The following is a 14,802-nucleotide window of genomic DNA, read 5'->3' on the forward strand; positions in this document are numbered from 1 at the left end:
GCTACCCCGAACCTTTATGGCTAAATCCACTAACAAGGCTTCTAATCGCAGTCCAGGCATTTATTGCCTCATTCCCACACAGAGTTTGCCTTGTGTGCTGTGCTAACACTTTATCTTAATTACTTGCTATTACGCTGGTTTGTCGTTTGCTCCAAATTCAGCTTTACCTTATTTCAGTTAAGCTAACTTAAGCTGGTAAGGCTGTTTTGATTTCAATATGGCACACGCCATCCTGACTATCTTATTCGCTAGAGCAATAACGACTTTATTCACATGGTTTCTCTCTAACAGAGAGCGTATCCACTGACTAAGTGGATCAGTTTTATCTTTGACATGACTAACTACAGCTCGGGCACCATGAACGACAAGAGCTCTGAGATAACGATCTCCTCGCTTAGTAATGCCAAGGTTGATATTTCTACCTCCACTTCCTGTATGAGCAGGCACTAATCCAATGCTTGCGCTTGCATCCCTACCACACTTATAAGCCGATGCATTTCCTAACCTGGCATACAAAGCACTGCCTGAAATCCATGAAATACCCGGTAACGAGGCTAAAAGCTTACAATCTTCATTTTGTTTTGCCTGATTGGTAAGAGCTTGAGTGGCATCATCAATTTGGGTATCAAGCGCGAGCAACTGTTCTTTAAGATTATTTAGAATAAACCGAGCAGCATGGGTTAATTCATTTTCAGCATTTTCCAACTCAAACGGTAGCTGTTTTCTGAGCGAATTGATTCCTATGGGAAATTTGATGCCATATTCCATCGCAAGCCCCCGGATACGGTTAGCAAGCTGTGTTCGTTGCTTAATATAACCTTCCCGCAGTCTTAGTAAGCAGGCAAGATCTTGCTGTTCAACAGTTTTAACCGGAACGAAATGAATATCTGTCCGCTGACTGGCTTCATAAATAGCCAAAGCATCATTGGGATCATTTTTATTTCCCGAGCGATACTTAGCGGCGATCTGAGCAGGCACGAGTAAGACTTGATGTCCTGCCTGCTGGAACTTTCGACCCCAATAATGAGCCGTTGCACAAGCTTCCATACAAATAACAGCTTTGGGGTGCTTAGCCACCATTGAAATTAACTTTGATTGAGATACTTTTTGATTAGATGAAAGCTTTCCGTGCTTATTAATTATCGCAACTTGAATAACAGTCTTAGCAAGGTCGATAGAAATAGTGATATTCTTGTTCATGGCATGGGCTCCTTTTTAGTTGACACTCTTACCTTAGCCGATATTTTCGACGAAGGTGAGGGAGTCCATGCCATTGCATACCGCGGCTGAAAATACCCACGTAACACACTAAAAGCAAAGAAAATAAGTTCAGTGCCAGTTTATACTCCGGCTGGTAACTTTGGGTCTGATATGCATTCCCACGGAGGACCATGGGAACGAGGCTTCCGCATAACGATTCAAGCTTTTATCTGATACTTCAGCGGCTTTACCACAGAGTCTAACCCTTCAATTTTTAATGCCAGACAAAGCTGCATCAAATCCCCCAGCTCGCCCGGCGGAAAGGACTCCTTCCGGGCAAACCAGAGCAGGTATTCCTCAGGCAAATCAATAAGAACACGCCCTGCATACTTGCCAAAAGGCATCTTCATTCTCGCCAGCTTAACCAGATTTTCTTTGTCTAACATTTTGCTTCCTCTTTGCAGAGCAGAGAGGTTAAACCAATTTGTAGGTTTTCACTACCCGTTTGGTTAGTTTTATCGTCAGCTCATAGGGAATCGTACCGATGCAGTTTGACACTTTTTCAACAGGAAGATGGCTACCCCAGAACTCTACAGAATCACCCGGCTTATCTTCAGAGTCATTGCCAAGGTCGACAGTAATCATATCCATTGAAACCCGGCCTGATATCGGCACTTCCCTTCCGTTAATCCAGACCGGCGTTCCCTGAGGAGCGAGCCTTGGATAACCATCACCGTAACCCAGAGCAATAACACCTATTTTCGTGTCCTTGTCAGAAGTCCAGATCTCTCCGTAGCCAACCGGCTGGTTGGCTTTATGCTCCCGCACAGCAATCAGCTTTGATTTTAGAGTCATTACCGGGCTTAGCTGGTAATCCGCTCCGGTACGCTCAGAATCCGGTGAAATACCGTAAAGCGCAATGCCTGCCCTCACCCAGTCAAAATGGGCATCTCTCCAGTTAAGAATAGCTGCGGAGTTAGCAATAGACTTTTCTCCCCCGTAGCCATTTACGCACTCAGAAAAACGCTCAATCTGACGCAGGGTCGCTGGCGATTCCGGGTCATCTGCGCAGCTAAAGTGGCTGACAAAGTTAACTTCACCATCCAGGCTCGCTGAAGCGGAAAGCAAGCTTACATACTCAGAAACCAGCTCGGGCGTCACACCAACTCTGTGCATCCCTGTATCGACCTTCAACCACACCTTGACCGGAGTGCTAAGCTCCGAGGAAAGAAAGTCGTCAAGCTGCTGCCGTTGATGAATCACGGTTTCAAAGCCTGATTCTGCCGCTACAATAAGATCTTCGGCACAAAAACATCCTTCCAGAAGTAAAATGGGCTGCTTGATTCCTGCATCACGTAACTCCACTGCCTCTTCTATCCGGGATACTGCGAATTTGTCGGCAAAATTTAGTGCCCTGGCAACCTCAACAGCGCCGTGTCCGTAAGCGTCACCCTTAACAACCGCAACCACCTGGTTGCACCTACTGATGGATTTCAGTGTCTGATAGTTTTGTTTTAAAGCAGCAAGATCGATGATTGCTTCAGCAGTAACCATAATTACTCCGAATGTATGTTGTGTCTTTTATTATGAAATGCGCTGCTCCCTCAACGGGAGCAGCGAAAGGTTTTATTTCGAGTCAGGAGCTACATCTGATTTTTCAGAAGAGAAGTAGCTTTTTGTCAGCGAGAAGATAACAGGGCTTAGCACAGCCAGAGCGATAAGGTTAGGAATCGCCATCATAGCGTTTAATGTGTCACCAAGCAGCCAAACAAAGTCCAGCTCCATCATTGCACCCACTGGCAGAGCAACAACGAAGATCAAGCGGTAAGGCAGAACGGCTTTTGCACCAAACAGGTATTCAGCACAGCGCTCACCATACACAGACCAGCCAACGATTGTGGTAAATGCAAATACCGCCAGACTGATTGCAACCAGGTAACTGCCCCAGCCAGGAAGGATCTGACCGAACGCTGCAGAAGTCAGTGCTGCGCCTGATTCACCACCGGTCCACTCACCGGAAATAATGATAACCAGACCTGTGATTGAACAGATAACCAGTGTATCTAAGAAGGTACCCAGCATTGCAATCAGACCTTGGCGAACAGGATCGTCCGTCTGCGCACTTGCGTGAGCAATCGGAGCAGAACCCAGACCAGCTTCGTTTGAGAATACACCACGAGCAACACCAAAACGAATAGCCATCCATACTGTTGCACCGGCAAAGCCACCTTCAGCAGAAGCAGGAGTAAAGGCGTGCTCAAATACCAGAGCAATCGCACCACCCAGCTCACCAGCATTCATCAGAAGGATAATAAGACCACTTACGATATAGGCAACTGCCATTAGCGGAACCATTGCACCGGCAAATTTACCAACACGCTTAAGGCCACCGATAATAACGCCACCAGCCAGAACCATGATCACGATACCGACTACCAGAGGAGAGAAAGAAAAGTTAGATTCCAGTACCTGAGCGATAGAGTTAGACTGAACTGCGTTACCAATACCAAAGCTTGCTACAGCGCCGAAAAGCGCAAACAGAGTACCAAGCCAGGCCCACTTTTGACCCATACCGTTTTTGATATAGTACATAGGGCCGCCAACATAAGCGCCGTTTTCATCTTTTTCACGATATTTAACCGCAAGAACCGCTTCACCGAATTTAGTTGCCATACCAACTAAAGCTGTTAGCCACATCCAGAAAAGTGCACCCGGACCACCGATAAATACCGCTGTCGCAACACCTGCAATATTACCGGTACCCACTGTTGCAGACATTGCTGTCATCAGCGCCTGGAACGGAGGAATTTCCCCCTGACCACCAGACTCACGCCCGCTCCACATTAATTTAAATGCGCGACCGATATTGAAAATCGGCATAAATTTCAGACCAACGGTCAGAAAGATACCAACACCAAGTATCAGAATAAGCATAGGAACACCCCATACAATTCCGTTTACCTGGCTAATAAAACCAGTGATTAAGTCCATTAGTTACTCCATTTGGATATTTTGTTTTTGTAATGCTCTACAGATAAGAGCTAAGCATCCCTAATCATGAACAGACGTTATGCCAACGATTCTAGCTTTAGCAATTAACAGACCAACACATAAAGAGGGCGAGGATTGAATCCCCAAAAGACACATATCTGTGTAATGAAACAAAAATAGAGTATGAGTTCAAGCAGCAGACTTAACCAACAGATGGCGATATCTAGCACAGACAACCACCATAAGACGCCATGCAAGCATATACCACTTTTTGTTAAATTCAGGTTATTACAAACTAAAAAGTGATTTTATAAAGCAGTTACCTCTTTTCTGTTTACAATATTAATAACTGCTTTGCCCAGTAATTTATAGAATTAACGCACCATTGCGGTGCACTATTGCACCAATACCATGCCAAAACTGATTTCACACAGCAGATTTCTCTATACAGACTCCCTTTATCAAACAGTTCAATTAGAAAATAGCCTCTGCGAAGAAGGATAAAATCAGCATCATAAAACCCTGACTATCACTCTGTTGACAGAATTATATAATTTCATAAAAAAATTTTGCTCAGAGTTAACTTCTGAACTGAACTGCAAAATGGAATATATCACCACTTTCTCGTTGGACCACAGAATATATGAAATTCAGACTATTCCCTTTTTTTGTACGTTATTCTCCTTTCATCCCTTATAAAATCGCGTTACTGCGCCAGATATTTTTCAGCAAACCATAAAAGTTGTCACGATTTTTGCTCTGCATAACCAACACAAACAAAACATATTAATCTGGCAGCCAGCCGGAATTGCAGTACAAGACTTTACAGGAGTATAAAAATGGAACTTCAAAAACCTTACCTTTTATTTCTTGGTGACGCGGCCGATCCACTAGCAGCTAAAGTTGCCCAGGGTATTAAAACCTGGCACCCGGAATATTGCGTTGGCCAGTACCGCCTTCCTGAATGTAATGCGGATTGCGAACTGACTGATCTTTCTATCGAAGAAGCCGTAAAAGCCGGGGCTAAAACTCTGGTTATCGGCGTCGCCAACCGTGGTGGTGTGATTTCTGAGCAATGGATTAGCGTGCTTCTGGAAGCACTTGAAGCAGGAATGGATCTGGCTTCAGGTCTGCATAACAAGCTGAATGATATTCCTGAACTGGTTGCCTGCGCCGAGAAAAATGGCCGCAGCCTGTTCGATGTACGTTACCCAACGCAGAGCTATCCGGTGGCCAACGGTAAAAAAAGAAGCGGTAAAAGAGTGCTTACTGTCGGTACCGACTGCTCCTGTGGCAAAATGTACACATCACTTGCACTGGAAAAAGAGATGAAAACACAGGGGCTGAATGCCTCTTTCAGAGCAACAGGCCAGACAGGTATCCTGATTTCAGGTGAAGGTGTCAGCGTAGACTGTGTGGTAGCAGACTTTATTGCCGGTGCTATCGAAACTATTTCTCCTGATAACAGCGCTGATCACTGGGACGTACTTGAAGGACAGGGCTCACTGTTCCACCCTTCTTTTGCTGGTGTAACGACCGGCCTTATCCATGGCGCTCAGCCAGACGCTCTGGTTCTTTGCCATGAACCAACAAGAACCCATATGCGCGGCCTGCCTGACTACTCTGTTCCTGAGATCAAAGCATGTATGCAAGCTAACCTGGCAACAGCCAGACTGACTAACCCGGATGTTAAGTTCGTAGGTATTTCAGTAAATACTTCACAATTAGAAGAAGCGGACGCGCTTGCCTTTATGGACAAAGTTGAAACCGAGTTTGGCCTTCCGGTTGAAGATCCTTTCCGTCAGGGTGTAAGCCGTATCGTTGCAAACCTCGCGGAGATCTAATGGAAGTTAATATCTACCAAGCAAACTGGCCTATACGCGGCAGCTTTACCATCTCACGGGGAAGTAAAACCCAGGTGGATGCGGTCATTGTAGAACTGTCTGAAAACGGCGTAACGGGACGCGGTGAGTGTGTCCCTTATGCCCGCTACAATGAGTCAGTTGAAAGCGTAATCGCGCAACTGGAAGATGTCGCTCCGGCTGTAAAGGAAGGCGCAGACAGTAAAGCTATCCAGCAACTTCTGCCATCGGGAGCGGCACGCAATGCACTGGACTGTGCCTTCTGGGATCTTAAGTGTAAGTCGGAAAAAGTTTCTGTCTGGCAGTCGCTTTCTGTCACACCAGAGCCTTTGGTAACGGCGTATACTCTCTCCCTCGATTCGCCTGAAAATATGGAAAAGGCAGCTTCAGAAAACTGTCACCGCCCGCTGCTTAAGTTAAAGCTTGGCGGACCAGAGGATTTAGAGCGGGTGCAAGCAGTAAGGCGTGGCGCTCCGGATGCGGACATTATTCTTGATGCTAACGAAGCCTGGACAGCGGAAATCTATAACAAGCTGATCCCGGAATTGGTAAATCTTGGTGTATCAATGATAGAACAGCCTTTTCCCGCAGACTCGGATCAGGTGTTAGACGGGCTGAGTCGCCCAATTCCTATCTGTGCTGATGAATCTTGCCATGACAGAACAAGTCTGCCCTCCATTATAGGCCGTTATGATATGATCAATATCAAAACGGATAAAACCGGCGGATTAACCGAAGCTCTCGCACTAAAGGAAGAAGCAGAGCAAGCCGGATTGAAGATTATGGTTGGCTGTATGCTTGCCAGTTCACTAAGCATGGCACCTGCATTTGTGGTTGCACAGGGCGCTCAGGTTGTTGACCTGGACGGTCCTCTGCTACTTAGCGAAGATATCGCGAATGGATTTGAGTTTGAGCAGAATAAGATGCTGCCATTTAAAAAAGAATTATGGGGATAAATTATGCAACGCACTGTTTATGTAAACGGCGAATTTCTACCTGAGTCAGAAGCTAAAGTTTCAATTTTTGACCGTGGTTTTCTTTTTGCTGATGCTATCTATGAAGTTACAGCGGTTATTGACGGGAAGTTAATCGATAATGCTGGTCATATCGCTCGTCTTTCCCGCTCTTGTAAAGAGCTGGAGATTGAAAACCCGTTCACAGCAGAATCACTGACACAATTACAAAAAGAGCTGGCACAGAAAAATGATCTTGTTGAGGGTGGTATCTATTTACAGGTAACCAGAGGAAGCGCTGGTGACCGTGATTTCCCATACCCTCAAGATACCATGCCAACGGTGGTGATGTTTACTCAGTCACGTCCGGTGATCGATACACCAAAAGCCAAAGATGGCATCAAGGTTATTTCTATCCCTGATATCCGCTGGCACAGACGAGACATCAAAACTACGCAGCTATTGGCTGCATGTATGGGTAAACAAGCTGCAATTAAGGCCGGTGCATCAGATACATGGCTAATCGAAGATGGCTTTGTGACTGAAGGTGGCTCAAACAACGCTTATATTGTGAAGGACGGAAAGATCATTACCCGACCTCTGAGCAATGATATCCTTCACGGCATCACACGTGCTTCGCTTTTGAAAATGGCTTCTGACGCTAATATCGAAATTGAAGAGAGAGCCTTTACTATAGAAGAGGCCTACGAAGCAGAAGAAGCATTTATCAGCTCGGCATCGACTTTTGTATGGCCGGTGGTGCAGATTGATGACAAAGTAATCGGTTCTGGTAAACCCGGGCCTGTGGCTCAGAAATTGAGAGAAATCTACATCGAAATAGCCAAATCTACCGGCGTATAATAGCAGACATTTCTCTAAGTCCAGTTTTAAATGCTGTAGCACGTTAGTGTTGCAGCATTTTTATTATCAAAAAAGATAAGTAAATAATTATTCATAACTTATTGTTTTTTATGACTGGATCCTCACAAAATTTACATTACCATACGCTGCACCAAAACAATGCATTTTATGACAGCGTTATTTTAAGTATAATCGTCCGCTTGTTCAGGCAAGTTTGAAGCATTTTTTCAATTATCAAAGCGGTAAACCGAAGAATGTTTTAGGTATTTGAGTAATTACTGCTCATTTATCCCTAATTGATAACAAAACCATAAAGTATTTTTAATACTTATCCGTCTGAGCAATAAAATAAAACTTCCAAGGAGTCCAAATGGAACTATTAGAATCCTTTTTCGGGATCATCGGTGATCTAACATGGGGTTGGGCACTGATTCCTTTCCTGGTTATTTTTGGTCTGTTCTTCACAATCGTTACAGATTTTGTTCAGTTCAGATTCTTTAAGCGGATGTTCCGCGTACTACTAACGAAAAACCAAACAACAACAGACGAGAAAGCAATTTCCGGCCGTGAAGCACTTTTACTATCCGTTGGTGGCCGTGTAGGTGGTGGTAACATCGCCGGTGTTGCTGTAGCAATCACACTAGGTGGTCCTGGGGCGGTATTCTGGATGTGGGCTATTGCTCTTGTGGGCATGGCGACCAGCCTTGTGGAATGTTCTCTTGCCCAGCTTTACAAGCGTAAAGAAGGCAACGACTTCCGTGGTGGTGCTGCTCGTACAATCATCCACGGCCTTGGTGAAGACTACCGCTGGCTGGCTTACGTTTACGCAGTGTGTCTGATCGCATCGTTTGCAATCGGCTTTAATGCATTCCAGGGTAACACGGTAGCAGGTGCTGCTGCTGACAGCCTTGGTATCGACCGTATGTACACTGGTGTATTCCTGGCGGCTGTAGTTGGCTTTATCATTTATGGTGGTATCCATCGTATCGCTAAAGCGGCTGACGTAATCGTACCTATCATGGCTGTGGCTTACATCGCTATCGCTCTTCTTATCATCATCATGAACATTGGTGAAATCCCTGCTGTAATCGCTTCTATCGTTAAGAACGCGTTCGGTATTGAAGAAGCTGTTGGTGGTGGTATGGGTGCTGCGCTGGCACAAGGTCTGCGTCGTGGTCTGTTCTCAAACGAAGCCGGTCTGGGTTCTGCACCTAACGTTGCTGCAACTGCAGACGTTACTCACCCAATCAGCCAGGGCATCACTCAGTCTCTGTCTGTATTTATCGATACCATCATCGTATGTAGCTGTACTGCATTCGTTATCCTGCTAGGTGACGTATATGTACCAGGTGCAGCTGTGGATGGTGTTGTTCTGACTCAGCAGTCTCTGGTATCTCACCTTGGCGACTGGGCTCAGTACTACCTGACATTTGCAATCCTGCTGTTCTCATTCAGTTCTGTAATCTACAACTACTACCTGGGTGAAAACGCACTGACCTTTATGTCCGGCAGCAAAACGGCTCTGCACGGTCTGCGTATCGCGGTAATCGCTATCGTATTTATCGGTGCTGTTGCTCCTGCGGCAACATCAGTATTCTTCTTCTCGGATCCAATGATGGGTATCCTGGCGGTAGTGAACCTGCTGGCTCTTATCATGCTGTTCCCGACTGCAACGCGTATTCTTAAGGATTACCGTGAGCAGCTGGCTCAGGGCGCTGAACACCCAACGTTCGACCCAGACAAGTTCGCTGATCTGGATATCGACCGCACAGCGTGGCCGAAGAAAAACTAATCTGAACTTATTCAGAAACGAAGAGCTCCTACTTGGAGCTCTTTTTTTTGATACCAATACCAGTAATTAGCTGTTCAGTGATTGCGCAGGAAAAATCGCTAAGAGCAAGGCAAAATTTGCAGTAACTAGTGGATCTAATTACAAAAATTTTAACGCAGCTATTAGCGATTTTGACAAGCAAGGATGAACAGATAATTGCTGGGATTGGTATAATACCCTCATTAAACTAATTTAGTTTATTTAAGTCGCAACATATAGCCATTCCGATCACAGGCATTTCCTCCCATAGGTCATTAAATACCCGGGCTGTTTTGAACATTTAAAGGATTACCTATGACCATAATGGAACAAGTTAAGTTAGCCACGGATATTGATCTGACCGAATATGGAATTGAAAATGTAGAGGAAGTGATTCATAACCCAGGTTACAACTTGCTTTTTGCAGAAGAGACCCGAGTAGAGCTGCAGGATTTTGAAAAAGGTTTTATAACCGACACTGGTGCTGTCACCGTTGATACCGGTGAATTTACCGGCCGTTCGCCCAACGACAAATACATAGTAAAAGATGAAACGACGGCAGATAAGATCTGGTGGAGCAGTGATTCGGTAAAAAACAACAATCAGCCAATTTCAGCCGGGGTATGGAATGAGCTAAAAACAGTGGCCGTTTCGCAATTGTCCGGAAAACGTCTGTTTGTTGTGGACTGTTATTGCGGCGCAAACAACGATTCACGCATGGCAGTACGCTTTATTACTGAAGTCGCCTGGCAGGCCCACTTCGTTAAGAATCTGTTTATCCGGCCATCGGAACAAGAGCTGGAAACATTCCAACCCGATTTTGTGGTGCTGAATGCGTCCAAAGCAGTCAATCCGGACTGGCAACGTCAGCAGTTAAATTCCGAAAACTTTGTTGCCTTTAACCTGACCGAAAAAATGCAGCTTATCGGCGGTACCTGGTACGGTGGCGAGATGAAAAAGGGGCTGTTCAGCATGATGAACTTTTTCCTTCCTCTACAAAATATCGCCTCCATGCACTGCTCCGCGAATGTTGGAGAAGACGGCGATACCGCGATTTTCTTTGGCCTGTCCGGTACAGGTAAAACCACCCTGTCTACCGACCCAAAACGAAAGCTTATCGGTGATGATGAGCACGGCTGGGATGACAACGGCGTGTTTAATTTTGAAGGTGGCTGCTACGCAAAAACAATCAATCTGTCAAAAGAAGCGGAACCGGAAACCTACAACGCGATTCGTCGCGATGCACTGCTGGAAAACGTAGTCGTCCGCCAGGACGGAAGCATCGATTTTTCCGACGCTTCAAAAACGGAAAACACCCGTGTCTCCTACCCTATCTACCATATTGAAAATATTGTTAAGCCCGTTTCCAGAGCAGGTCATGCAAAAAAAGTTATTTTCCTTACCGCCGATGCCTTTGGCGTGCTACCTCCAGTCGCTAAGTTGACTCCGGATCAGACCAAGTATCATTTCCTATCCGGCTTTACCGCTAAAGTCGCCGGTACAGAACGAGGAATTACCGAGCCAGTACCGAGCTTTTCGGCCTGTTTCGGAGCGCCATTTCTACCTTTGCACCCGACAAAATACGCAGAAGTACTGATTAAACGGATGGAGTCTTCAGGTGCAGAAGCTTATCTGGTAAACACTGGCTGGAATGGAACAGGTAAGCGAATCTCGCTTAAAGATACCAGAGCTATTATTGATGCTATTCTTGATAACTCTGTAGAAAACGTAGAAATGACAGAGCTTCCTATTTTTAACCTTCAGATTCCGACGCAGCTTCCCGGGGTGAATACAGAGATACTGGATCCAAGAAATACATACGCAGAAGCGCAAGAGTGGCAAACTAAAGCCTGCGATCTTGCTCTACGCTTTATTAATAACTTTAAGAACTACACAGATAACGAGGAAGGACAGGCCCTGATTAGCGCAGGACCCGTAATAACAGAGTAAAACAAGTGGTGTGCAAGATCAGTCAGCACTTTGCACACCATTTTCCAGCCGGGTACCATCGCGGCTCCACTGAATAATCCAGTCTGGAAGATCTTTCGCAGGCATTGGTCTGGCGATGCCGTAGCCCTGAGCAAGTTCACACCCCATAGACAACAGCTGAGCACCATGTTCTAAGGTCTCAACCCCTTCAGCAATAACCCGCAGGTTAAATGCGGAAGCCAGGCTGATAACCCCCATAACAATTGCTCTGTCATCAGCATCTTCAAGCATGTCCCTGACAAAACTCTGATCAATTTTCAGCAGGTTAACCGGCAGACGCTTCAGGTAGGTAAGCGATGAAAAACCGGTTCCAAAATCATCCAGTGAGAAACTAACTCCTAGCTCAAGACAGGCCTTCATAGTACTAAGCACTTCTCCCATATCACCAAGGGCGCTGGTCTCCAGGATTTCCAGCCAGAGTGACGACGGTTTTATGGTCGGGTACTTCTCCAGGGCGTTTTCAAGCTTGGTGGCAAAATCAGGCTGCTGCAGCTGGAAGGCATCAATGTTCACACTCACAACGACATCCAGCCCTTCGGCCTGCCAGCGCTCCATTTGACGCAGCGCGGTATCAATCACCCAGTCACCAAGTACCAAACTGATAGCCTGATTTTCTATGGTCGGCAGAAAATCACCCGGATAGATCAGGCCACGCTCAGGATGCTGCCAGCGGATTAGGGCTTCAACCCCAACCACTTCACCGGTTTTCAGATTTACCTTAGGCTGGTAGTACAGGACAAACTCATCGTTCTCCATACCCTGACTGATGTGCTCAATGGTTTCCCTTTGAGTCTGGATTGATTTGTCCTTGTAAACATCAAATAGGTGATAACGGTTTTTACCCATCTGTTTGGCGATATACATCGCCTGATCGGCATGGCGCATAAGCTGGTCAGCATCAACACCATCATTTGGATACAGAGTCACCCCGATACTGGTCGACACCTGATGAGTACGGTCATTAATAGTCACCGGACTCATTGCGGCCTCCAGCAAACGGTTCAGAACCTGCTCGCAGTCTCCCATCTTCTTAATATCAGCCAGCACTGCAACAAATTCGTCTCCCCCGATACGGGCTAAGGTATCACCTTCCCTCAGGCTTTTACTCATAAGCGCGGACAGCTTGATAAGCAGCTCATCACCTACGTTATGACCAAAGGTGTCATTGATCTGCTTAAATCCGTCCAGGTCTAGATAGGCCACTGCCAGCGACTGGCCACGGCGGTCACACTGCGCCATATCATGGTAAAGCCTGTCAGCAAGTAACATCCTGTTTGGCAGGTTGGTAAGCGGGTCATAATGTGCGATATGCTCTAACTGCTGCTGGTGATGTTTCATTGGCGTAATATCTGAAAACAGGGCGACATAGTTTTGAGTTCTGTCATATTCATCAGAAACCGCACTGATGGTCAGCAGCTCAGCGAACAGGTCACCATTTTTACGCTTGTTCCAGATCTCACCTGACCACTGCTTGTCCTTTTCCAGCGACTGCCACATATCAGAGTAGAACTCTTTGCTGTGTTTTCCTGAGCTCAGAATGCGGGGATTTTCTCCCAGAACCTCTTCACGGCTGTATCCGGTGATATAGCTGAACGTATCGTTCACATCGATGATATTACCAAAGATATCCGTGATCATAATCCCTTCACGGGCATGGGTAAAAACACTGGCCGCAAGCTTTAGCTGGTCTTCATTTCGTCTGCGCTCGGTAATGTCTATCATCTCTGACACCCGGGCTGTCCGGCCTTTATAGACAATATTCTTGCCTTTTATTGACATCGGATAACGGCTTCCGTCTTTTCTGACCCCGGTCACTTCGTAACTTTCTGCATAGCCCCGGTGTACATTCTGAAGCACGCGCTCAAGATCGTCCGGAGCAATCATCTGATAAGCATCACTGCCTATCAGTTCTTCATAACTGCTGCCGGTTAACTCTGACAATCCATCGTTACATTCAAGGATCAGTCCTTTGTCATGAATCAAAAGACCACCGTAGGTTGCCGCACTAAGTGCTTTGAATCTTTCTTCACTCTGCTGCAGAGTTTTCTGAGCAAGTGCCATGCGACGGTTAAAACGGTGCAGATAAAAGGTTATAGAACTGATTGAAATGATAATTAAAAGTGCACCCGCTAACACCGGAAGTACCCAAGCAGGCAGACTTTTAGGACTGGTATCATAAACAAAACCGTCAAGGTTATCATCGCTTTTGATAAGGCCTGCTTTTATAAATGTATTCGCCATATGCTGCCAGCGCTCAGGGTTCATATGACCAATCTGAATAAGGTCCGGAAGGATCAGCTTACGCATCTCTTTCTCTTCAAAACGCATATGCTCGCGCGACTTTTTCACCTGATACTTTGTCTTAAGAAGCTCGATAATCTCTTCCGGGTGGTCCATCGCATAACGCCACCCCTTAAGCGTTGCCCTCAACATCGCCGCCACCCGTTTTGGATGTTTGCGGAGCTCTTCTTCTGTTGTAAAAAAGATATCGCTGTAGAAATCGACGCTGTAGGAAATAGGATCGATGATGTTGTATTCAATACCTTTTTGCTGAAGAAGAAACGGCTCATTAGTGCTGTAGGAGTTAAATGCAGCTGCTTTTCCTGAAATCAAATCTTCTAGCTGATAGCTACTTGGAACAATATCAATCTGAGAAAGTGAAATGCCTTCATTAAGAAACATAGTCAGGAAATCAGCGTCTTCACTCATATTCGCCAACATGACCTTTTTGCCCACCAGGTCATGCACAGAGCGGATTCCTGAACTTTCAAGCGTAAGCAGAACAGAAGGTGAATGCTGGAAAATCGAGGCAAGGGCAACTAACGGTGCCCCCTTCAGACGCTGGAAAAGAACTTCACTGTTCCCCTCGGCATACTGGGCTTCACCGGAAAGCACTTCCCCTACAGGCTGACGCTTTGGGTTACCGCTTCGGATACGTACATCTAATCCCTCTTCTTTGTAGTACCCTTTTTCAACCGCAGCATAGTACCCGGCAAACTGAAACTGATGGTGCCAGCGCAACTGCAGATAGACGGTTTCAAGATCGGCAGACTGAGCTGCAAAAGACACAGGCGAGCAGAATGAAAAACAGAAAGATAAAAAAAGAAATAATGAACGAACAGAAGGTGTTTTTTTT

The 14,802-nt window shown here is 45.9% G+C and carries 10 protein-coding genes; 5 read left to right on the plus strand and 5 right to left on the minus strand.

What is annotated here, in order from left to right:
* Positions 1 to 177 precede the first annotated feature (177 nt).
* The 4 genes from L3Q72_RS16675 to L3Q72_RS16690 all read right to left on the minus strand — a co-directional run bounded on the left by L3Q72_RS16675 (position 178) and on the right by L3Q72_RS16690 (position 4,191).
* Positions 178 to 1,200 carry an IS110 family transposase gene (locus tag L3Q72_RS16675; RefSeq protein WP_275129409.1) on the minus strand — a complete coding sequence of 341 codons (1,023 nt, stop codon included), beginning with the start codon at positions 1,198 to 1,200 and terminating at the stop codon, positions 178 to 180.
* Positions 1,201 to 1,418: 218 nt separating this feature from the next.
* Complete coding sequence (locus L3Q72_RS16680) at positions 1,419 to 1,646, minus strand: DUF3820 family protein (protein WP_275133289.1); 228 nt, start codon at positions 1,644 to 1,646, stop codon at positions 1,419 to 1,421.
* Positions 1,647 to 1,674: 28 nt separating this feature from the next.
* A complete protein-coding gene (gene alr / locus L3Q72_RS16685; RefSeq protein ID WP_275133290.1) occupies positions 1,675 to 2,754 on the minus strand; it encodes an alanine racemase in 1,080 nt (359 codons plus the stop codon).
* Between the two features lie 72 nt (positions 2,755 to 2,826).
* Positions 2,827 to 4,191 (minus strand): sodium:alanine symporter family protein, encoded by a 1,365-nt coding sequence (locus L3Q72_RS16690; RefSeq protein WP_275133291.1) that lies wholly within the window; start codon positions 4,189 to 4,191, stop codon positions 2,827 to 2,829.
* A gap of 839 nt (positions 4,192 to 5,030) precedes the next feature.
* On the opposite strand from L3Q72_RS16690, the gene dgcN reads away from it, so the two are divergent.
* The 5 genes from dgcN (at position 5,031) to pckA (ending at position 11,627) form a co-directional block, all read left to right on the plus strand.
* Entirely contained in the window at positions 5,031 to 6,035 is a 1,005-nt protein-coding gene (gene dgcN, locus L3Q72_RS16695) for an N-acetyltransferase DgcN (protein ID WP_275133292.1), read from the plus strand.
* Entirely contained in the window at positions 6,035 to 7,009 is a 975-nt protein-coding gene (gene dgcA / locus L3Q72_RS16700) for an N-acetyl-D-Glu racemase DgcA (RefSeq protein ID WP_275133293.1), read from the plus strand. Before dgcN ends, dgcA begins: the two co-directional genes overlap by 1 nt.
* 3 nt (positions 7,010 to 7,012) lie before the next feature.
* A complete protein-coding gene (locus L3Q72_RS16705) occupies positions 7,013 to 7,867 on the plus strand; it encodes a D-amino-acid transaminase (protein WP_275133294.1) in 855 nt (284 codons plus the stop codon).
* A 370-nt stretch (positions 7,868 to 8,237) separates the two neighbouring features.
* The gene (locus L3Q72_RS16710) at positions 8,238 to 9,659 is read left to right on the plus strand and encodes an alanine/glycine:cation symporter family protein (protein WP_275133295.1); all 1,422 of its coding nucleotides are present in this window, start codon (positions 8,238 to 8,240) and stop codon (positions 9,657 to 9,659) included.
* A gap of 333 nt (positions 9,660 to 9,992) precedes the next feature.
* Positions 9,993 to 11,627: a phosphoenolpyruvate carboxykinase (ATP) gene (gene pckA / locus L3Q72_RS16715; RefSeq protein WP_275133296.1), complete on the plus strand. Its 1,635-nt coding sequence runs from the start codon at positions 9,993 to 9,995 to the stop codon at positions 11,625 to 11,627.
* 18 nt (positions 11,628 to 11,645) lie between these two features.
* Here pckA and L3Q72_RS16720 read toward each other — a convergent pair whose 3' ends face one another.
* On the minus strand, positions 11,646 to 14,735 hold the full coding sequence (locus tag L3Q72_RS16720; RefSeq protein WP_275133297.1) for an EAL domain-containing protein: 3,090 nt from the start codon (positions 14,733 to 14,735) through the stop codon (positions 11,646 to 11,648).
* Positions 14,736 to 14,802 lie beyond the last annotated feature (67 nt).

This window comes from Vibrio sp. JC009 (assembly GCF_029016485.1).
Classification (GTDB): domain Bacteria; phylum Pseudomonadota; class Gammaproteobacteria; order Enterobacterales; family Vibrionaceae; genus Vibrio.